This window comes from Nocardioides epinepheli, from assembly GCF_037936805.1.
In the GTDB taxonomy this organism is placed as follows: Bacteria; Actinomycetota; Actinomycetes; order Propionibacteriales; family Nocardioidaceae; genus Nocardioides.
The window spans coordinates 27,052-47,240 of sequence record NZ_JBBMMC010000003.1; the positions used below are offsets into that span (position 1 = coordinate 27,052).

The 20,189-nt window shown below is 69.9% G+C and carries 20 protein-coding genes and 2 tRNA genes; 11 read left to right on the top strand and 11 right to left on the bottom strand.

Going from position 1 to position 20,189, the window contains the following annotated elements; translation table 11 throughout:
- Positions 1 to 72 precede the first annotated feature (72 nt).
- The 8 genes from WMR31_RS05130 to rpmH all read right to left on the bottom strand — a co-directional run bounded on the left by WMR31_RS05130 (position 73) and on the right by rpmH (position 5,503).
- On the bottom strand, positions 73 to 1,101 hold the full coding sequence (locus WMR31_RS05130) for a ParB/RepB/Spo0J family partition protein (RefSeq protein WP_340537708.1): 1,029 nt from the start codon (positions 1,099 to 1,101) through the stop codon (positions 73 to 75).
- The gene (locus WMR31_RS05135) at positions 1,098 to 1,889 is read right to left on the bottom strand and encodes a ParA family protein (protein ID WP_340537709.1); all 792 of its coding nucleotides are present in this window, start codon (positions 1,887 to 1,889) and stop codon (positions 1,098 to 1,100) included. The genes WMR31_RS05130 and WMR31_RS05135 overlap by 4 nt, the downstream gene beginning before the upstream one ends.
- A 326-nt stretch (positions 1,890 to 2,215) precedes the next feature.
- Complete coding sequence (gene rsmG, locus WMR31_RS05140; RefSeq protein WP_445321602.1) at positions 2,216 to 2,959, bottom strand: 16S rRNA (guanine(527)-N(7))-methyltransferase RsmG; 744 nt, start codon at positions 2,957 to 2,959, stop codon at positions 2,216 to 2,218.
- A gap of 10 nt (positions 2,960 to 2,969) precedes the next feature.
- Positions 2,970 to 3,485: a Jag family protein gene (locus WMR31_RS05145; protein WP_340537711.1), complete on the bottom strand. Its 516-nt coding sequence runs from the start codon at positions 3,483 to 3,485 to the stop codon at positions 2,970 to 2,972.
- The gene (gene yidC / locus WMR31_RS05150; RefSeq protein WP_340537712.1) at positions 3,482 to 4,687 is read right to left on the bottom strand and encodes a membrane protein insertase YidC; all 1,206 of its coding nucleotides are present in this window, start codon (positions 4,685 to 4,687) and stop codon (positions 3,482 to 3,484) included. Before yidC ends, WMR31_RS05145 begins: the two co-directional genes overlap by 4 nt.
- A gap of 6 nt (positions 4,688 to 4,693) precedes the next feature.
- Entirely contained in the window at positions 4,694 to 4,942 is a 249-nt protein-coding gene (gene yidD / locus WMR31_RS05155) for a membrane protein insertion efficiency factor YidD (protein WP_340537713.1), read from the bottom strand.
- Entirely contained in the window at positions 4,939 to 5,310 is a 372-nt protein-coding gene (gene rnpA, locus WMR31_RS05160; protein ID WP_340537714.1) for a ribonuclease P protein component, read from the bottom strand. The genes yidD (WMR31_RS05155) and rnpA overlap by 4 nt, the downstream gene beginning before the upstream one ends.
- A gap of 55 nt (positions 5,311 to 5,365) precedes the next feature.
- Positions 5,366 to 5,503: a 50S ribosomal protein L34 gene (gene rpmH / locus WMR31_RS05165; RefSeq protein ID WP_139979691.1), complete on the bottom strand. Its 138-nt coding sequence runs from the start codon at positions 5,501 to 5,503 to the stop codon at positions 5,366 to 5,368.
- A 782-nt stretch (positions 5,504 to 6,285) separates the two neighbouring features.
- Here rpmH and dnaA point away from each other — a divergent pair.
- The 3 genes from dnaA to gnd all read left to right on the top strand — a co-directional run bounded on the left by dnaA (position 6,286) and on the right by gnd (position 10,244).
- Positions 6,286 to 7,764: a chromosomal replication initiator protein DnaA gene (gene dnaA / locus WMR31_RS05170; protein ID WP_340537989.1), complete on the top strand. Its 1,479-nt coding sequence runs from the start codon at positions 6,286 to 6,288 to the stop codon at positions 7,762 to 7,764.
- Positions 7,765 to 8,145: 381 nt separating this feature from the next.
- Positions 8,146 to 9,297, top strand: a complete 1,152-nt coding sequence (gene dnaN, locus WMR31_RS05175; RefSeq protein WP_340537715.1) for a DNA polymerase III subunit beta — start codon at positions 8,146 to 8,148, stop codon at positions 9,295 to 9,297.
- Between the two features lie 53 nt (positions 9,298 to 9,350).
- Positions 9,351 to 10,244, top strand: coding sequence for a phosphogluconate dehydrogenase (NAD(+)-dependent, decarboxylating) (gene gnd / locus WMR31_RS05180; protein ID WP_340537716.1), 894 nt, complete (start codon positions 9,351 to 9,353; stop codon positions 10,242 to 10,244).
- Between the two features lie 24 nt (positions 10,245 to 10,268).
- Here gnd and WMR31_RS05185 read toward each other — a convergent pair whose 3' ends face one another.
- Together WMR31_RS05185 and WMR31_RS05190 are read right to left on the bottom strand one after the other, a co-directional pair.
- Positions 10,269 to 10,685 carry a DUF2752 domain-containing protein gene (locus tag WMR31_RS05185; RefSeq protein ID WP_340537717.1) on the bottom strand — a complete coding sequence of 139 codons (417 nt, stop codon included), beginning with the start codon at positions 10,683 to 10,685 and terminating at the stop codon, positions 10,269 to 10,271.
- Positions 10,666 to 11,202: an NINE protein gene (locus tag WMR31_RS05190; protein ID WP_340537718.1), complete on the bottom strand. Its 537-nt coding sequence runs from the start codon at positions 11,200 to 11,202 to the stop codon at positions 10,666 to 10,668. The genes WMR31_RS05185 and WMR31_RS05190 overlap by 20 nt, the downstream gene beginning before the upstream one ends.
- A gap of 131 nt (positions 11,203 to 11,333) precedes the next feature.
- On the opposite strand from WMR31_RS05190, the gene recF reads away from it, so the two are divergent.
- Together recF and WMR31_RS05200 are read left to right on the top strand one after the other, a co-directional pair.
- Positions 11,334 to 12,530 (top strand): DNA replication/repair protein RecF, encoded by a 1,197-nt coding sequence (gene recF / locus WMR31_RS05195; RefSeq protein WP_340537719.1) that lies wholly within the window; start codon positions 11,334 to 11,336, stop codon positions 12,528 to 12,530.
- Positions 12,531 to 12,558: 28 nt separating this feature from the next.
- Complete coding sequence (locus WMR31_RS05200) at positions 12,559 to 13,095, top strand: DciA family protein (RefSeq protein ID WP_340537720.1); 537 nt, start codon at positions 12,559 to 12,561, stop codon at positions 13,093 to 13,095.
- Between the two features lie 10 nt (positions 13,096 to 13,105).
- On the opposite strand, the gene yidD (WMR31_RS05205) is transcribed toward WMR31_RS05200, so the two are convergent.
- Complete coding sequence (gene yidD / locus WMR31_RS05205; protein WP_340537721.1) at positions 13,106 to 13,531, bottom strand: membrane protein insertion efficiency factor YidD; 426 nt, start codon at positions 13,529 to 13,531, stop codon at positions 13,106 to 13,108.
- Positions 13,532 to 13,934: 403 nt separating this feature from the next.
- Here yidD (WMR31_RS05205) and gyrB point away from each other — a divergent pair, with 403 nt between their 5' ends.
- The 6 genes from gyrB (at position 13,935) to WMR31_RS05235 (ending at position 20,106) form a co-directional block, all read left to right on the top strand.
- Entirely contained in the window at positions 13,935 to 16,094 is a 2,160-nt protein-coding gene (gene gyrB / locus WMR31_RS05210) for a DNA topoisomerase (ATP-hydrolyzing) subunit B (RefSeq protein WP_445321603.1), read from the top strand.
- Between the two features lie 111 nt (positions 16,095 to 16,205).
- A complete protein-coding gene (gene gyrA / locus WMR31_RS05215; RefSeq protein WP_445321607.1) occupies positions 16,206 to 18,809 on the top strand; it encodes a DNA gyrase subunit A in 2,604 nt (867 codons plus the stop codon).
- Positions 18,809 to 19,693, top strand: coding sequence for a DUF3566 domain-containing protein (locus tag WMR31_RS05220; protein ID WP_340537723.1), 885 nt, complete (start codon positions 18,809 to 18,811; stop codon positions 19,691 to 19,693). The genes gyrA and WMR31_RS05220 overlap by 1 nt, the downstream gene beginning before the upstream one ends.
- A 73-nt stretch (positions 19,694 to 19,766) precedes the next feature.
- A tRNA-Ile gene (locus WMR31_RS05225) sits at positions 19,767 to 19,840 on the top strand.
- 36 nt (positions 19,841 to 19,876) lie between these two features.
- Positions 19,877 to 20,005, top strand: a complete 129-nt coding sequence (locus WMR31_RS05230; protein ID WP_340537724.1) for a DLW-39 family protein — start codon at positions 19,877 to 19,879, stop codon at positions 20,003 to 20,005.
- A gap of 28 nt (positions 20,006 to 20,033) precedes the next feature.
- A tRNA-Ala gene (locus WMR31_RS05235) sits at positions 20,034 to 20,106 on the top strand.
- The last annotated feature ends 83 nt before the right edge of the window (positions 20,107 to 20,189 follow it).

Sequence of the window (20,189 nt, forward strand, 5' to 3'; positions counted from 1 at the left end):
GGCTCCTCGATCTATCGACCTATCGATGTGTCGTTCCCTCGACATCTCGATATGTCGACATTGCTGGACGGCTCAGATCGGGCGATCGGTGCGATTGCGGGGGTCCATGATGTCGACGATGCGGCGCAGGTCGTCCAGCGAGGCGAACTCGACGGTGATCTTGCCCTTGCGCTGCCCCAGGTCGACCTTCACCCGGGTCTCGAAGCGGTCCGAGAGCCGCTCGGCCAGATCGGCGAGACCCGGGGCCACCGGCTTGCGTCGCGTCTGCCGGTTCGTGCGGCCGGCCAGCTCGCCGTCGGCCACAGCGACGATCTCCTCGAGCCCGCGCACGCTGATCCCCTCCGCGACCACGCGCTGAGCGAGCCGGTCCTGGAGGTCGGCGTCCTCGACGGCGAGCAGGCTGCGCGCATGGCCCGCCGACAGCACGCCGGCCGCGACGCGGCGCTGTACCGCGGGGCTGAGCCGCATCAGGCGGAGCGTGTTGCTGATCTGCGGCCGGGACCGCCCGATCCGGGTGGCGAGCTCCTCGTGGGTGCAGTCGAAGTCCTCGAGCAGCTGGGCGTAGGCGGCGGCCTCCTCCAGCGGGTTCAGCTGGCTGCGGTGCAGGTTCTCCAGCAACGCATCGCGCAGCATGTCGACGTCCTCGGTCTGCCGCACGATCGCCGGGATCGTGGTGAGACCGGCCTCCTGGGACGCACGCCAGCGGCGCTCGCCCATGATCAGCTCATAGGACTCCGGACCGGTCGAGCGGACCACGATGGGTTGCAGCAGCCCGACCTCGCGCACCGAGTGGACGAGCTCGGCCATCTCCTCCTCGTCGAAGACCTGACGAGGCTGCACCGCGTTCGGGACGATCTGCTCGATCGGGAGCTCGGCGAAGTACGCACCCTCCACCGGTGCCAGGGTCGAGCCCGGAGTGGCCGAGCCCGGCCCGGCGCCGTCCGCCGAGCCGTCGCCACCGGGATGCGCCGCCTGCCGGCCGGCTGCCGCGGTCTCCTCGGCGAGCGAGGAGTCCGCCGCGTCGGGCTTGGTCGCCGGGGCGGTGGGGATGAGAGAACCGAGCCCGCGGCCCAGTCCGCGTCGGGTGCCAGGCGCGCTCATGCTCGTACTCCTCGGGTCGTGATCTCACGGGCGGCCTCCAGATAGGAGAGCGCCCCCGGCGAACCGGGATCGTAGGTCATCACGGTCTGCCCATAGGACGGGGCCTCCGAGACGCGCACCGACCGCGGGATAGCGGTCCGCAGGACCTGGTCGCCGAAGTGGGTCCGCACCTCCTGCGCCACGCCGGCCGCGAGCCTGGTGCGAGCGTCGAACATGGTCAGCAGGATGGTGGAGACCGAGAGGTCCGGATTCAGGTGAGCCTTCACCATCTCCACCGTCTCCAGCAGCTGGCCGAGCCCTTCCAGGGCGTAGTACTCGGCCTGGATCGGGATCATCATCTCCTCGCCCGCCACCAGGGCATTCAGGGTCAGGAGTCCCAGCGACGGCGGGCAGTCGATGAGCACGTAGTCGAAGCGGTCCTCGCCCACCAGACCCTCGGCTCCGACGAGCGGGTGGCCGTGGATCGCCTTGCGCAGCCGGCCCTCACGGGCGACCACGCTGACGAGCTCGATCTCCGCGCCGGCGAGATCGATCGTCGCGGGTACCACCTGGAGCGCGGGCAGGTCGGGGCACACCTGGGCGATCTCCACCAGCGGTCGGCCGTCCACCAACGCGTCGTAGGTCGACGGGACGCCACGGTGGTGCTCCACGTTCAAGGCGGTGGAGGCGTTCCCCTGGGGGTCGAGGTCGACGACCAGCACGCGCTGACCCAGCTGCGCCAGCGCGGCAGCGACGTTGACGGTCGTGGTGGTCTTGCCGACCCCGCCCTTCTGATTGGCGACCACCATCACCCGAGTCGCTCGAGGGCGCTCGGCCGCCCCGACCGCCGGGCCTGCGCTCGGCCCGGTGCGTCGCGCGAGAAGGGTGTGTTGAGCAGCCCGCGCCAGCGGTGTCTCCTCGGCGTCGAAAGAGTCGTACGAGGCGAGATCCCCCGCTGTACGGACGGTCGGCTCGGTGGGTTCTGCCGACTGGCCGTCGGAACCGGAACTGCTGGTCACTGATGACTCCGTTTCACGTGAAACAGGCCGCGACGGCCTGGGGAAAACTCGATGCAAATCTGTGGAGAACCTGCCGATTCACGCGGGGAACGGCCGGTGGATAACTCGGGAGTAGCTCAACGGCGACGACGTCGCGCCTTCTTCTTGCGTGGCGCGGTGGACGACCCGCTCCCCGACGACCCGGGACGCTGGACCGGCCACGATACCGACGACGGATCGGCCCAGGCGACTCGGACCGCGCGAGTTGTGGAGGGGAGGCTCCCGGAGCCCAACTCGTGCACCTCGGGTGTGGCGCAACCCCACTGCTCGAGGGCCAACGCCGCATCCTCGATCTCCTGCTCGGCGCGGGACCCCTTCATCGCGACCAGAGCGCCGTTCGGGCTCACCAGCGGCATGCTCCACCCCAGGAGCCTGTCCAGGGGAGCGACCGCTCGCGAGGTCACGACGTCGAACCGCTCGATGTCATGGAGCTGATCGGCCCGCCCTCGGACGACCCGTACGTCCAGACCCAGGTCTCGGACCACCTCTTTTAGGAAGGTGGTCCGCCGCAACAAGGGCTCGACCAGGGTCACCGTGACATCGGGACGCGCGATCGCGAGGACGAGACCGGGCAGGCCCGCCCCAGAGCCGATGTCGGCCACGGTCGCGCCCTCGGCGACCTGCTCGGAGAGCACCGCCGAGTTCAGCAGATGGCGATCCCACAGCCGCGGCACCTCGCGCGGCCCGATCAACCCTCTGGTCACTCCGTCGGTGGCAAGGAGATCGGCGTACCGGACGGCAAGGTCCAATCGCCCAGGCGGAAACACCCCCTGCGCCTCCTCGGGCACAGGGGGTGTTTCACGTGAAACCTCGTCGCTCACCAGGTGCCCATCACCGCGGCAGGATCACCACGTAGCGGCGTGGCTCGACGCCCTCGGACTCCGAGGTGAGACCAGCGGCAGCGACGGCGTCGTGCACGACCTTTCGCTCGAAGGGCGTCATCGGCTCCAAGGACGCCGGCGCACCGGACTCCTCGACAGTGGCGACCGTCTCGGCGGCGAGCTTCTCCAGCGCAGCGCGGCGCGCGGCCCGGAAGCCGGAGATGTCGAGCATCAGCCGGGACCGCTCCCCGGTCTCGCGGTACACAGCCAGGCGAGTGAGCTCCTGGAGGGCCTCGAGGACCTCGCCGTTCGGACCCACCAGCTGCTGCAGATCGGCGCCGACGATCGACACGGCCGCGCGGTCGCCCTCGACGTCCATGTCGAGATCGCCGTCCAGGTCGGCGATGTCGAGCAGTTCCTCGAGGTAGTCGGCCGCGATGTCACCCTCCTGCTCGAGGTGTGTCAGGCGGTCGTCCTGCTCAGCCTCCGGCTGGTCCGCGGTCTCGATCTCGGCATCGGCGCTCATCGGCGGCCTCCCTGCTTCTTCTTCTTCTTGGACTTGTTCGGGACGCCCTGGCGGCCACCGCCGGCACGCGTCCCGCTGGCCGGCGACGACTTGCCCTGCCCGGGCTTCGACGGGGCCTGCTCCGGCTCGGCGTCCACCTCGGCCGAGCCGTCGGTCTTCGCCAGCGACGGCTTCGCCGTGTTGGCGGGGTTAGCCGGGTTAGCCGGGTTGGCCTCGACCGGCTGGCCGCTACGACTCGTGCCCTGACGCTGCCGCTCGGCCTTGCTCTGCCGCTTCGGCTGCTGCCGGACGGCGGGGCGGCGATCGGTCTCGGGCTCCGGCTCCGGCTCGATGTCACCCGAGGCGATGCCCTTGGCCCGCGCCTTCGCCAGGTCGCGCTCCTTCTTGGCCGCGAACGCCGGCGTCCCCGGGGCGGGGTTGTTGCGGATGACGTAGAACTGCTGGCCCATCGTCCACAGGTTCGAGGTGGTCCAGTACAGCAGGACCCCGATCGGGAAGGCCACGCCGCTGATACCGAACACGAGCGGGAGCACGTAGAGCAGCACCTTCTGCTGCTGGGCGTACGGTCCGGTCAGCGCATCGCTGGGCATGTTCTTGCGCATCAGCTGGCGCTGGGTGGTGAACGTGGTCGCGGTCATGGCGATCACGAGGATCACCGCCACGATCATCACCGTGGCGTCGCCGTTGGGGCCCCACACGCGGGCCTGCCAGAAGGACTCCTTGATCGGGATGTGCCCGAAGATCAACGAGTTCGCGAAGTCCTGGGCCCGAGCATCGCTCAGGAAGCCGCGGCCCTCGTTGTTGCGCGCCGCCTGGTCGAGGATCCGGAACAGCGCGAAGAAGATCGGCATCTGCAGGATCAGCGGCAGACAGGACGCGAACGGGTTCGTACCCGCGTCCTTGTACAGCTTCATCGTCTCTTCGCCGAGCTTCTGCCGGTCGTGGCCGTACTTCTTCTGCAGCTCCTTGACCTTCGGCTGGATCAGCTGCATGTTGCGCTGCGACTTGATCTGCTTGACGAAGAGCGGGATCAGCAGCACCCGGATGACCACGGTCAGACCGATGATCGACAGCGCCCACGACAGACCGCCCTGAGGATCCAGGAAGAGACTGAACACCTCGTGCCAGGCGAGCATGATGCCGGAGATGGCGTAGTACAGCGGCGTCATGATGATGCTGCCGATGTCGGAGAGGAAACCCACGGGTACTCAAGCTCCTTGCTTGGAGACGGGTGGAACAGAACGACGGGGAGGGACCTTGTCGACGCCGCCGGCGGCCCACGGATGACAGCGTGCCAGGCGACGCACGGCGAGCCACGAGCCCTTGATGCTGCCGTGCACCTGGACGGCCTCAAGCGCGTAGGCCGAGCAGGTGGGGTAGTACCGACAGACCTGTCCGTACAACGGACTGATCAGCAGGCGGTAGAGCTTCAACAGCCCGATCAACAAGTACTTCATGCCGGTGCCTCGGACGCGGCCGGGAGCCCGAGCCGGTCCAGGCAGCGTTCCAGGTCGGCGCCGAGTGCGGCCGAAGAGGATCCGGCCGCCGGCGCCAGAGCCCGGATCACCAGGACCGAGCCCGCGGGGAAGCCCTCCACCCGCGGTCGCATCAGGTGTCGCAGGCGCCGCTGGACCCGGTTCCGGACCACGGCGTTGCCGACCGCCTTACTCACGACGAAACCAACGCGGGGCGCTCGATCATCGGCCGAGCCGGCCTCGGGGCACCACAGGTGGGTGACCAGGCGACGGCTGGACGCACGCCTCCCACGCCGCGACGCGGTACGGAACGTTGCAGCGTCTGTCAGGCGGTGTGCTGCGGGCAGCACGACGCCGGCGGTGGCTGGCCGACGGGACGCGGAGCGTGGCTGACTGAGCCGAGGCTCAGACGGCCAGGCTCTTGCGACCCTTGCGACGACGACCCGACAGGATCGCGCGACCCGCGCGGGTGCGCATGCGGAGACGGAACCCGTGCGTCTTGTGACGACGACGGTTGTTCGGCTGGTAGGTGCGCTTGCTCACGGCATTCCTTCGTTCATTCGGTCCTGGGCCACACGGTGAGGGCCCCGAACTGCTTGCGAGTGTTGGGCGCGCCTACCGGATCTGATCGTCGAACGACCCACACTGGTGCGGCGGGTCAGGCGACGAACGAGTTCGGCTGGCACCGCCCATCCACTCCGAGGGCGCCGAGGCTGTGGAGCCGTGGCTGGGAGTGGACATGCGGCACCCGTCGACCCCGGGTGACCTAGGAACGGTACGCGTTCGCGAGAGACAGGGTCAAACCGACACTGGACCATGCGGCGTCCTGCCCGGAGCCGATGCGGCACCGCTCGCCCCGGACCTGTGGACAACGGCTTGCTCCGGTCGCCGTCACCGGGCTACTTTTTCGATAGATCGGGCTTCCCCGCCAGCTCCTGGCCCGATGCGGGCCCCGGTTCGGCTCGTGTCGTCCAGCATGCCAGGCTTCACCCGTTGACCTGCGCGAATACCGTCTGGAGACCCCTGTGAAGCCGCCGCGATCAGCAGCCCTCCGGGCGCTCTCCACAGGTCCGAGTTCTGGTTCACACCCTGTGGAGAAACTTGTGGAACAGAGTCTCGGCGCCTCGCTGCCGTGCGCACCCAGGCCATATCCGTGACCCATCCCTGACCCATCTCTGACCCATCCCTGACCAAGCCCCCGCACCCTCGTCGCACCTCCCTCGCCGGCTGCCCGGCGCAGCCCGCCCCCACAGCCCAGCATCAGGAGCCCGTTCGTGGACGACCAGCAGCACACCCCAGCCGCACCCCCGTCCGGGGACCGATCGATAGCGCAGGGTGCTGGCGCACACGCCGAGGCCACCGCCACCCAGGACTCTCCCCTCGACGTCGCCTGGCGCTCGGTCATCAAGGACCTGCAGCCGCAGCACCAGGCGTGGCTGAAGACGAGTCAGCCGGTCACCCTTCACGAGAAGACCGCGATCGTCGCGGTTCCCGACGACTTCACCCGCTCCCAGCTCGAGGGTCGCCTCCGCGGTCAGCTCGAGGACGCGCTCTCGGGTCAATTCGGACACGAGATCCGGATCCTGGTCACCGTGAACTCCGAGCTGGGCGACCTGCCGCCCATGGAGATCCACGAAGGTGGCGACACATCGACAAGTGAATCCATCGATATGTCGACAAACACAGCCGGGGTGGGGGGTCCCACGGCACCCACCCACGAGCGCGATCAGCTCCTCGGGCCCGACCCGAGCAAGGGCTCTGCGCTGGAGACCCGGCTGAATCCGAAGTACACCTTCGAGACCTTCGTCATCGGCTCCTCGAACAGGTTCCCCCACGCAGCCGCCGTCGCGGTGGCCGAGGCCCCGGGCAAGGCCTACAACCCGCTCCTGGTCTACGGGGACTCCGGACTCGGCAAGACCCACCTCCTCCATGCGATCGGCCACTACGTCCGGAGCCTCTACACCGGGGCGAAGGTCCGCTACGTCTCGAGCGAGGAGTTCACCAACGAGTTCATCAACGCGATCCGCGACGACCGGCAGGATCGGTTCAAGCGCCGCTATCGCGAGGTCGACGTCCTGCTCATCGACGACATCCAGTTCCTCGAGGGCAAGACCCAGACCCAGGAGGAGTTCTTCCACACCTTCAACACCCTCCACAACGCCAACAAGCAGATCGTCCTCACCTCCGACCGTGCCCCCAAGCGGCTCGAGGCGCTCGAGGACCGGCTGCGCAACCGGTTCGAGTGGGGCCTGATCACCGACGTCCAGCCCCCCGACCTCGAGACGCGCATCGCGATCCTGCGCAAGAAGGCGGCCATGGACCGCCTCACCGCGCCTCCGGACGTGCTGGAGTTCATCGCCTCGAAGATCCAGACGAACATCCGCGAGCTCGAGGGTGCCCTGATCCGCGTCACCGCCTTCGCCAACCTGAACCGGCAGGAGGTCGACATGACCCTCGCCGAGATCGTCTTGAAGGACCTGATCCCCGAGGGCGGCGAGCCGGAGATCACCGCCTCGCTCATCATCGCCCAGACCGCCGCCTACTTCGGTCTCTCCATCGAGGAGCTCACCGGGCCCAGCCGCGGCCGGCATCTGGTCATCGCCCGCCAGATCGCGATGTATCTGTGTCGAGAGCTCACCAACCTCTCCCTGCCGAAGATCGGGGCCCAGTTCGGCAACCGTGACCACACCACCGTCATGTACGCCGAGCGCAAGATCAACCAGCTCCTCGGCGAGCGCCGCGCGGTGTTCAACCAGGTCAGCGAGCTCACCAACCGGGTCAAGATGCAGGCCCGCCAGTCCTGAGCGCCGCTGCCACCGGCCTGTGGATCAGCTCGGTCTTGTAGTTCGAACTACACGGGGAGGATCTGTGGACAACTGGGGACGACGACCCGACGGCCTCGCCGCGACTCACAACCCGACCACGCTCGCGCGACGATCTCCACACCCCTCGTGCACAGCCCGGCAGCGCTCCCACCAGCGCGAACGCCGGTTCTCCACAGATCACACAGCTCCTATGACTCCTACGAGTACCTACCCGCAGCGAATCTCCGTGGAACTCCAACCGGCCCACCCGCTGTGGACGACTCCGTCCGCGTGGCAGGATGCGAACGCGGGACGACTCATCGCAGCGCCTCCCGCCCGCCACCCTTCCCGCCGTGCACAGACCCCTGCGAAGGATCAGTTGTGAAGTTCCGTGTCGACCGCGACGTGTTCGCAGACGCCGTCGCCTGGGCCGCGCGCAGCCTGCCCGTCCGCCCCAGCGCCCCTGTCCTCGCCGGCCTCCTCATCGAGGCCAGCGACGACGGCCTCGTCCTGTCGACCTTCGACTACGAGACCTCGGCGCGCGCCACCCTCACCGCCGAGGTGCACGACGAGGGCACCGCGCTGGTCAGCGGCCGCCTCCTCGCCGACATCTGCCGCAGCCTTCCCGCCAAGCCGGTCGAGATGGTCATCGACGGCGCCCGCGTCTCCCTCACCTGCGGCTCGGCCCGCTTCAGCCTCCAGACCATGCCGGTCGAGGACTACCCGACCATCCCCGACATGCCCGATGCCACCGGCACCGTCCCCAGCGACGTCTTCGCGCACGCCGTCGCCCAGGCGGTCACCGCGGCCGGCCGTGACGACATGCTGCCGGTGCTCACCGGTGTCCGGGTCGAGATCGACGGCTCGACGATCGCGCTGCTGGCCACCGACCGGTTCCGGCTGTCCCAGCGCGAGCTGGAGTGGAACCCGCGCACCCCGGACGAGTCCGTCGCCGCGCTGGTACCAGCCCGCGTTCTCGGCGACACCGCCAAGTCGCTCACCGCGGGCGGCGAGGTCACCCTCGCGCTGTCGAACACCGGCACCGGGGAGGGGCTGATCGGCTTCGAGGGCGCCGGCCCCGGCGGCATCCGCCGCACCACCACCCGGCTTCTCGACGGCGAGTTCCCGAAGGTCCGCAGCCTGTTCCCCAACGAGAAGCTCACCACCGCGAAGGTCGACAAGGCTGCGCTCATCGAGTCGGTCAAGCGCGTCGCTCTGGTGGCCGAGCGCAACACCGCCGTGCAACTCCACTTCGCCGACGGCGTCCTCACGCTCGACGCCGGATCGGGCGACGAGGCGCAGGCCTCGGAGTCGATCCCCGCGACCATCGACGGCGCCGAGCTCACCACCGGGTTCAACCCGCAGTTCCTCCTCGACGGCCTCTCGGCCATCGACCAGGACGTCGTCGAGCTGGCGTTCACCCAGCCGTCCAAGCCGGTCGTGATCAGCGGCGTCACCGCCGACCAGGGCGACGACGCCGGCATCGACACCGGCTTCCGCTACCTGCTGATGCCGCGGCGCCTCCTGTCCTGACCGCCCCACGGCACCACCCTGACCACCGGACCACTGGCTCAACGGAGGCTCGCATGCACATCGGACTCGTCGGACTCGGCAAGATGGGTGGCAACATGCGCACCCGGATGCGCGATGCCGGGCTCACGGTCGTCGGCTACGACCGCAACCCGGACCTCTCCGACGTCGACAGCCTGGCCGCCCTGGTCGAGGCGCTCCCGGAGGACGAGCCGCGCGTGGTCTGGGTGATGGTGCCGGCCGGTGAGCCGACCCGATCCACGATCGCCGAGCTGCGCAAGCTCCTGCGCGCCGGCGACCTCGTCGTCGACGGCGGCAACTCCAAGTGGACCGACGACCAGCTCAACGCCGCGGCACTGGCCGAGGACGGCGTCGGCTTCGTCGACTGTGGGGTCAGCGGCGGCGTGTGGGGCCTGAAGAACGGCTACGCGCTGATGGCTGGCGGCTCCGACGACGACATCGCCAAGGTGATGCCGGCCTTCGAGGCGCTCAAGCCGGCCGAGGGCGGCTACGTGCACGCGGGCCACAAGCCCGGCGCCGGGCACTTCGCCAAGATGGTCCACAACGGCATCGAGTACGCCATGATGCAGGCCTACGCCGAGGGCTGGGAGCTGCTCGAGACGATCGACCTGGTCGAGAACGTCCCGGCGATCTTCGACTCCTGGCGCACCGGCACCGTCATCCGCTCCTGGCTCCTCGACCTCCTCACCGCGGCCATCGAGGAGGACGAGCACCTCGACGCACTGCGGGGCTACGCCGAGGACTCTGGTGAGGGCCGCTGGACCGTCGAGGCGGCGATCGAGAACGCCGTCCCGGCCAATGTCATCGCGGCCGCCCTGTTCGCCCGGTTCGCCTCCCGCCAGGACGACAGCCCGGCGATGAAGGCGGTCGCGGCGATGCGCAACCAGTTCGGTGGACACGCGGTCCACATCGCCGAGCACGACGCCTGAGCGACATCCCGGCAGTCGGTCCGCTCAGAGCGCGAGCACCAGGCGGACGGCGGCGAAGGCGAGCCAGGCGCCGAGGATCACCTGCACCCAGCGCAGGCGTGCCAGTGTGTTGAGGTTCGGCGGCCGGCGACCCCGCACGCGGGCGAGCACGACCACCGCGACCAGCGCCACGACGGCGAGGACGGCCACGATCCCGAACGGGTGCGCGGCGAAGGCGTCCTCCCAGCGCCCGTGCGCGAGGTAGACCCAGGATCGGGTGAGCCCGCAGCCGGGACAGGGCAGCCCGGTGAGCCGGCGGAACGGGCACAGGATCGGGCCGTCCTCGACGCCGTCGGGTGCGAGGACGAAGGCGAGCGCGAGCGCGCCGAGCCCCCCGATCGCGACGAGCTCGGTGCCGGCGATCGGGGGGCGCGTGGCTCTCTCAGGCGAGCGGACGTCCATTGGCGTCGGGAAGCTTGCGCATCGCGATCAGGACCAGGTCGATGATGGCCCAGATCCCCGCCCCGCCGCAGGTGACGAGCTTGAGGATGCCGAGTCCGGTGTAGCCGAGGTAGAAGCGGTCGACGCCGAAGCCGCCGACGAGCACCGAGAGGAGCAGCGCGGTGAGCCAGTCCTTGTCGGAGTACAGCCCCGGGACCTGCTTGGCGGGGAACCAGTTCGGGTTCTCGCCGGTGCGCACCATCGTGTCGCCCTTGAGGGTGCCGGCGACCGCCATCTGGGCCAGCTGCCCCAGCTCGAGCGGACCCTGCTCACCGCCGAAGGCGGAGATGTAGAACGGTCCGGTGGGGGCGCCGACCTGGCCGTACCCGGCGTTCGGCTGGCCGTACCCGGCATTGGGCTGGCCGTAGGCCGGGGCTCCGGGAGGTCCCTGCTCTCCGCCGTAGGACGGCGGCGGGGGCTGCTGGGGATAGGGGTTCTCGCCCTCGGGTGGCTGCTTTGCCAGCGGGTCTTCGCTCATGTGCGCAGCCTACGGACCGTAGGCTCGGCGCAGGGGCGGACTCGCACGATCCCGGGGGGACACCGGGGTCTCCCTGGACCACTGCCGAGGCCGACCCCGAATCCGGCGACCACACGATCCGAGGAGAAGCGGTGCACGTCTCGCATCTGGCGCTGCACAACTTCCGCTCCTACGAGCTGGTCGACGTGCCGCTCGGCCCGGGGGTGACGGCGTTCGTCGGACGCAACGGACAGGGCAAGACGAACCTGGTCGAGGCGATCGACTACCTCTCGCGGCTCTCCTCGCACCGCGTCTCCAGCGACGCGCCCCTGATCCGGGCGGGAGCACCGCAGGCGGTGGTGCGCGCTGCGGTGGTCAAGGACGGCCGCACCGCGGTGCTCGAGGTGGAGTTGAACCCCGGAAAGTCGAATAGGGGACGAATCAATAAGTCGACATTGCCCCGGGTCCGCGACCTTGTCGGCCTGGTGCGCACCGTCGTCTTCTCGCCCGAGGACCTCACCCTGGTCAAGGGCGACCCGGGCGATCGCCGTCGCTTCCTCGACGACCTCCTGGTGCTGCGTGCCCCACGCCTGGCCGGCACCCTTTCCGACCTGGACCGCGTGCTCAAGCAGCGCGCGTCCCTGCTCAAGACGGCCGGCCACGCCCGCCGCGGCTCCTCCAGCCAGGATGCCGCGTTGTCGACCCTCGACGTGTGGGACGCCCACCTGGCCCGGGTCGGCGCCGAGATCCTCGCCGAGCGCCTCGCGCTGGTGGAGGTCCTGCGGCCCTACGTCGGCGCCGCGTACGCCACCGTCGCGCGCGGGGCGACCCGCGACGACGCCGCGTTGGCCTACCGATCCTCCTTCGACCTGCCCGGGTCGGTGGCGGCCGCGCCGCACCGGCCCGACCGGGGCGACCTCACCGAGGCGCTCCTGGCCGAGCTCGGCCGACGTCGTGGCGACGAGCTCGACCGGGGGGTCTGCCTGGTCGGCCCGCATCGAGACGACCTGCTGCTCTCGCTCGGCCGCGACCCCTCCGACCCCACCAGCCGGCTGCCGGTGAAGGGCTACGCCTCCCACGGCGAGAGCTGGTCGTTCGCGCTGGCCCTGCGCCTGGCCTCCTTCGACCTCTTGCGCGCCGAGGGCGACGACCCGATCCTGATCCTCGATGACGTCTTCGCCGAGCTCGACGCCGAGCGCCGCGCGCAGCTGGCCGCACTGGTCGCCGACGCCGAGCAGGTGCTGGTCACCGCGGCGGTGGCCGACGACGTCCCGGAGGCGTTGCGCGGCGCGCGCTATCTCGTCGGCGGCGGGGAGGTGACCCGTGCCCCCGACCCCGAGTCCGTCTGAGGACGGCACCGCGCCCGAGCAGCCGCGCGTGGACGACGGCCTCGACCTGGCCCGCCAGGTCACTCGCGCGGCCGCGAGCAGCGGCTCACCGGCCGCGCGGCGCCGGCGCCGTCGGCCGACGCCGACCGGCACCCCCCTGCCCGACGACGTCCGCAGTGCCCATCCCGATCGCCGCCGGGGTGCGATCTCGGGTGCTCATCCCGACGAGCGGGACCCGCAGCTGTTGGAGAGCGAGGTCGCCAGGCTGGTGGGACGCGGCGGCTGGGACCTGCCGCTGCGGATGCGCGGCGTCTTCGCCCGGTGGCCCGAGCTGGTCGGCGACGACGTCGCCGGCCACTGCACGCCGGAGTCGTTCGTCGACGGCGTCCTGGTGGTCCGCACCGACTCCACCGCCTGGGCCACCCAGCTGACCCTGCTCACCCCCACGATCCTCGGCCGCCTCAACGCCGATCTCGGCTCCGGCACCGTCCGGGTGCTCGAGGTCCGCGGCCCGCACCTGCCCACGTGGAAGAAGGGACGCCGCTCGACCCGCGACGGCCGCGGCCCGCGCGACACCTACGGCTGAGACTCGCAGCTCAGCGCCGAGGCGGCACCGGGTCCAGCGTGGCGGCGCCGGCACCGCACCGCCGCAGACGTCGCACGATCAGCCATCCACCGCGAGCCAGGCCGTGTCCCGACAGCGCCTGGAGGCCGTAGCGCGAGCACGACGGCGTCATCCGGCACACCGGCTCGGCGCGCGGCTGGGAGATGGTGAGCTGGTAGGAGCGGACCAGTCGCGCCGCGGCCCGGCCACCGACTCCGGCCGGCCGAGCGACGTACGGGTCGACGCCGGCGGTCCCGAAGGCACCGAGGAGCAGTCGGAACAGCAGCAGCGGGGAGATCAGGAAGGGGCTGCAGTCGCAGTCGACGCAGTCACTGCAGTCGGGGCCGTCGCACCCTCCCTTGCCCTTGCGGCGCCGCTCGGCGCGCCAGTTCCGAAAGCGTTGGTAGGGAGTGGCCACGCATCTTCTCCTCAGTGGTCGATGCCGGCTCGTCGGTGCCGGCTGGCACAGATCATGCACCGCGCACGGGCCACCCACACCTCGAATGCGCGATCACCCGCCAGACCGGCCCCAGGGCCGTCCTGAGAGCGTCGATGCCGTACCCGCCCTAGGCGACCCCCCTGCGCGTCGCTCCACGACCGGTTCTTGCAACGCCTGGGAGGCGTCTCGGGACCGTTCGCCCCCACCTGCGGGGTGGGTCACGTGAAATGCGGCCCGCAGGGCGGTAATATGGACGTCGAGGTCGCCGGCTCGTAGGTCCGCCCCCGCGGATCCGCGTTCCGCGACCTTCGTCATGCCTCAGGCGCGATGCCTGTCGTCCCTGGCTGATGCCATTGTGCTCCCCCATCGGAGAGGTCCGCGAGTGTCCGAGCAGTCTGTCCCTGAAGAAGTTCCTACCGGCTCCGCCGACAGCCCCGACAGCCCTGACAGCACGGACACGATCTCCCCCACGATCAGCAGCACCGCCGTCGAGGGCGAGTACGGCGCGGAGTCGATCCAGGTGCTTGAGGGTCTCGAGGCCGTCCGCAAGCGCCCGGGCATGTACATCGGCTCCACCGGCGAGCGCGGCCTGCACCACCTGATCTGGGAGATCGTCGACAACGCCGTCGACGAGGCGCTGGCCGGGCACTGCGACCGGATCCAGGTCACCTTGAACGCCGACGGCTCGATCAGCGTCGCCGACAACGGTCGCGGCATCCCCACCGACACCGCCCCCGGCAAGGACCTTCCCGCGGCCACCCTCGCGCTCACCGTCCTGCACGCCGGCGGCAAGTTCGGCGGCGGCGGCTACAAGGTCTCCGGTGGTCTGCACGGCGTCGGCTCCTCGGTGGTCAACGCGCTGTCCGACAGGCTGCGGCTGGAGATCAAGAACCGCGGCTACGTGTGGGAGCAGGAGTTCAGCCTCGGCGAGCCCGACTACCCGCTGCGCCAGGTCCGCGAGCTCGCCGCCGACGAGGGCACCGGCACCACCGTCACCTGGTCGGCCTCCCCCGACATCTTCGAGACCACCGACTACAACCTGGAGACCATCGCCACCCGCTTCCGCGAGATGGCCTTCCTCAACAAGGGCCTGCGCATCGAGCTGCTCGACGCGCGCCCCCAGGCCGAGGAGCTGGCCGAGGCGGTGGCCGACGGCACCGCTGAGGAGACCGAGGGCGTCGTCGACGCCGCCTCGGCGATCCACGCCACCGACGTCGCCGGCCACAAGGCGCTGGAGCAGGTGTTCTGCTACGAGCGTGGCCTGGCCGACTACGTCGACTTCCTCAACCGCCGCAAGACCCCGGTGAGCTCGATCATCGCCGCCGAGGCCGAGACCGGCGACGCCGCGCCCAACCCGATGAGCCTCGAGTTGGCGATGCAGTGGCAGTCGACGTCCTACAACGAGTCGGTCCACACCTTCGCCAACACGATCAACACCCCCGAGGGCGGCACCCACGAGGAGGGCTTCCGCGCCGCGCTCACCTCGCTGGTCAACCGGTGGGGCGAGGAGTGGGGGCTGATCAAGAAGAAGGAGGAGCGGCTCACCGGCGACGACATCCGCGAGGGCCTGACCGCCATCATCAGCCTGAAGATCTCCAACCCGCAGTTCGAGGGCCAGACCAAGGCCAAGCTCGGCAACACCGAGGCCAAGGGCTTCGTGCAATCGGTGGTCAACGACCAGCTCGGCGCGTGGCTGGAGCAGAACCCCAGCGAGGGCAAGGACGTCATCCGCAAGGCCCAGGCCGCGGCGACGGCGCGGATCGCAGCCCGCAAGGCCCGCGACCTGGCCCGCGACCGCAAGGGCCTGCTCGGCAAGAGCGGCCTGCCCGGCAAGCTCTCGGACTGCCAGTCCAACCGTCCCGAGGAGTGCGAGGTCTTCATCGTCGAGGGCGACTCCGCCGGCGGCTCGGCGCGGCAGGGCCGCGACCCGCGCATCCAGGCGATCCTCCCGATCCGCGGCAAGATCCTCAACGTCGAGAAGGCCCGCATCGACAAGGTGCTCGGCAACGCCGAGGTGCAGACCATCATCTCCGCGCTCGGCACCGGCATCCAGGAGGAGTTCGACCTGGCCAAGCTGCGCTACCACAAGGTCGTGCTGATGGCCGACGCCGATGTCGACGGCCACCACATCAACACCCTGCTCCTCACCTTGCTGTTCCGGTTCATGCGGCCCCTCATCGAGCACGGCCACGTCTACATGGCCCAGCCGCCGCTGTACCGGCTGCGCTGGAACAAGCCGGCCGAGCACCAGTTCGTCTACTCCGACGCCGAGCGCGACGCCCTGCTGCGCGACGGCCTCGAGGAGGGCAAGAAGCTCCCCAAGGACAACCCGGTGCAGCGCTACAAGGGTCTGGGCGAGATGAACGCCAAGGAGCTGTGGGAGACCACCATGGACCCCGAGCAGCGGCTGATGCTCCAGGTCACCCTCGACGACGCCGCCCACGCCGACGAGATCTTCTCCATCCTCATGGGCGAGGACGTCGAGCAGCGCCGCTCGTTCATCCAGCGCAACGCCAAGGACGTTCGATTCCTCGATATCTAGCTCTCTACCACCTGCCCTAGATATCCCTAGAACCATTCAGAGAGACCAATCGTGACTGAGACTCCCACCGACGGCGGCGGCCGGATCGAGCCCGTCGAGCTCCAGACCTCGATGCAGCGCGCCTACATCGACTACGCGATGGCGGTCATCGTGGGCCGCGCGCTTCCCGACGTCCGCGACGGACTCAAGCCGGTGCACCGCCGGGTGCTCTACGCCATGTTCGACGGCGGCTACCGCCCCGACCGCGGCTTCTCCAAGTGCTCGCGCGTGGTCGGCGACGTCATGGGTCAGTACCACCCGCACGGCGACTCCGCGATCTACGACACCCTGGTCCGGCTCGCGCAGCCGTGGGTGATGCGCGCCCCGCTGGTGCACGGCCAGGGCAACTTCGGCTCGCCGGGCAACGACTCCGCCGCCGCCATGCGGTACACCGAGTGCCGGATGGCGCCGCTGGCGCTGGAGATGGTCCGCGACATCGACGAGGAGACCGTCGACTTCCAGCCCAACTATGACGGCCGCTCGCAGGAGCCGGTCGTGCTGCCGGCCCGGTTCCCGAACCTGCTGGTCAACGGCTCGGCCGGGATCGCGGTCGGCATGGCCACCAGCATCCCGCCGCACAACCTGCGTGAAGTCGCCGAGGGCGCCATCTGGTGCCTCGAGCACCCCGACGCCTCCCGCGAGGAGCTCCAGGACGCGCTCATCGAGCGGATCAAGGGTCCCGACTTCCCCAACGGCGCCCTGATCGTGGGCCGCACCGGCATCGAGACCGCCTACCGCACCGGCCGCGGCTCGATCACCCAGCGCGCGGTCATCGAGGTCGACGAGGACAACCGCGGGCGCACCTGCCTGGTCATCACCGAGCTGCCCTACATGGTCAACCCGGACAACCTCGCACTGAAGATCGCCGAGCTCGCCGACTCCGGCAAGGTGCAGGGCATCGCCGACGTGCGCGACGACACCTCCGACCGCACCGGGCAGCGCCTCGTCGTCGTGCTCAAGCGCGACGGCGTGGCACGGGTCGTGCTGAACAACCTGCTCAAGCACACCGAGCTGCAGACCAACTTCAGTGCCAACATGCTGGCCCTGGTCGACGGAGTCCCGCGCACGCTCTCGATCGACCAGTTCATCAGCAACTGGGTCGAGCACCAGGTCGACGTCATCCGCCGGCGCACCGAGTTCCGCCTCAAGCGGGCCGAAGAGCGCGCCCACATCCTGCGCGGCCTGGTCAAGGCGCTCGACATGCTCGACGAGGTGATTGCGCTGATCCGGCGCTCGCCGGAGGTCGACGACGCCCGCCAGGGCCTGATCGAGCTGCTCGAGATCGACGAGCTCCAGGCGAACGCGATCCTCGACATGCAGCTGCGCCGGCTCGCGGCGCTGGAGCGGCAGAAGATCATCGACCAGCTCGCCGAGATCGAGCGCGAGATCGCCGACCTGAAGGACATCCTCGCCAACGTCGCCCGCCAGCGCGCGATCGTCGTCGAGGAGCTCGGCGAGATCGTGGAGAAGTACGGCGACGAGCGCCGCACCCAGATCATCGCCGCCGACGGCGACCTGTCGATGGAGGACCTCATCCCCGATGAGGACCTGGTCGTCTCGATCACCCGCGGCGGCTACGCCAAGCGCACCCGCGCCGACCAGTACCGCAGCCAACGGCGCGGCGGCAAGGGCGTGCGGGGTGCCTCGCTGCGCGGCGACGACGTCGTGGAGCACTTCATCGCCACCACCAACCACCACTGGCTGCTGTTCTTCACCACCGCCGGCCGGGTCTACCGCACCAAGGCCTACAACCTGCCCGAGGCCTCGCGCGACGCCAAGGGCGGCCACGTCGCCGGGCTGCTGAGCTTCCAGCCCGACGAGGGGATCGCCCAGGTGCTCGCGATCCGCGACTACGAGCAGATGCCCTACCTGGTGCTCGCCACCCGCAACGGCCTGGTGAAGAAGACCCGCCTGGGCGACTACAACTCCCCGCGCCAAGCCGGCGTCATCGCGATCAACTTCCGCGAGGACGACGACGAGCTGATCGGCGCCGAGCTGGTCTCGGCCGACGACGAGATCCTGCTGGTCTCCCGGCGCGGCCAGGCGGTCCGGTTCAAAGCAGACGACGGCCAGCTGCGGCCGATGGGCCGGGCGACGTCCGGCGTCACCGGGATGGCCACCGCCGAGGACGACTCGGTGCTCTCGATGTCGGTCATCCGCGCCGCTCAGGCGGCGGCCGAGGACGCCGAGGAGACCGACGACGTCCAGATCCAGTACGTCTTCACCATGACCGACGGCGGCTACGCCAAGCGCTCGCGGATCAACGAGTACCGCCTGACCAACCGCGGCACCAAGGGGGTGCGCGCGATGACGCTCACCAACGAGGACCGCGGCGGCCTGGTCGGAGCGTTCATCGTCGAGGACGGCGACGAGGTGCTCTCGATCACCCAGACCGGCCAGGTCGTGCGCAGCCCGATCAACGCCGACTTCCGGCCCACCGGCCGCTCGACCCAGGGCGTCAAGTTCGTCACGCCGAAGAAGGGCGACGCCGTCGCCGTCGTCGCGCGCTCGATCGAGGCGAAGGTGGAGGAGCTGGCCGACGAGGCGGCCGCCGAATCGGGTTCGGAGGAGGGTGTCGTTGAGGTCGAGGTTTCCGCGGATGTGGTAGCGGATGACACAATCGATCCTCAGGCGTCCGACCAGGGCGTTGTACCCGAGGGTGAGGACGAAGGTTGATGAGTGACCGGCAGGCACCGACGACTCCCCCGCCGAAGTCGCCTCCGAAGTCGCAGTCGAAGTCTCAGCAGCGGCCCAGCCAGCGCAAGCCCGGCAGCTCCGGCGGTTCGACCGGCTCCACCAAGCCACCCTCGACCCCGCCCAGCGGGAGCGCGCCGGTGAGCTCGGGGGCGAACCGTCCCTCCGGCTCGAGCACCCAGCCGCCGAAGCCGCCGAAGGCCCCGAAGACGCAGAAGACCCAGCGGTCGACGCCGGCGCCGGCCCTGGCGAAGCAGCCCACGCAGTCTTCGGGCACCGCCCCCGCGGCCCCGGCCACTCCGCCGCCCGCTGCGGGCGATCCGGGCGACACCGCGGTCCGCCCCGGGTTCGCCGACCGGATCGCGGCGCGGTTCTCCGGCAGCGACCGTCGCACCGACGGCGCCGACTCCACCTCGCCGGCCGCGGCCCCCGCGGTCGCCCCCGCCGCGGCCGCAGCTGCGGCGCCGTCGTCCACGCCGAAGCCGAAGCCGCGCGGACCCCGCCGGGCCCGGCTGCGCCTGACCCGCATCGACCCCTGGTCGGTGATGAAGACCGCCTTCCTGCTCTCGATCGCCTTCGGCATCGTCACCGTGGTGGCCGTGGCCGTGATCTGGGAGGTGATCGGCGCCGCCGGCGTGTGGGGCTCGATCAACGACACGGTCAAGGAGGTCATCAACGAGCCCGGCACCAAGGACTTCGACATCCAGGACTACGTCGGCACCAACCGGGTCCTGGGCTTCACGATGCTGGTGGCCGCCGTCGACGTCATCCTGATCACCGCGATCGCCACCCTCGGCGCCTTCCTCTACAACCTCTCCGCGGCCCTGCTCGGCGGCGTCGAGGTCACCCTCGCCGAGGACAACTGACCCCCACCACCCGGATTGGGACCCCGCCCGCGCGGTGGGGTAACGTTCCCCCGCCTGCTCATGCGGGCGGTTCGGGCCTATAGCTCAGACGGTTAGAGCGCTTCCCTGATAAGGAAGAGGTCACAGGTTCAAGTCCTGTTAGGCCCACACCCACCCTCGCCTCAACGGACCCAGGGAGATGCGATGAAGAAGATCCTGCTGCTCGCGCTCGCCGCCGCCGGCGCCGTCCTCGTCCGCAAGAAGATGACCGCCGCCCGCGACGAGCAGACCCTCTGGGCCGAAGCCACCGACAACGTCCGCGCCGTCGACTGACCAGCCCAGCGGCCCCGCGCCGCACCCAGGGGCCTTGGCGCAATTGGTAGCGCACCTGCTTTGCAAGCAGGGGGTTAGGGGTTCGAGTCCCCTAGGCTCCACACACTGAATTCGCATCAGCGTGCGGTTTCTTTCATTTCAAGAGTGCTCTGGTTTGGTTCGAGATCGGGCGCTAGGGGGACTG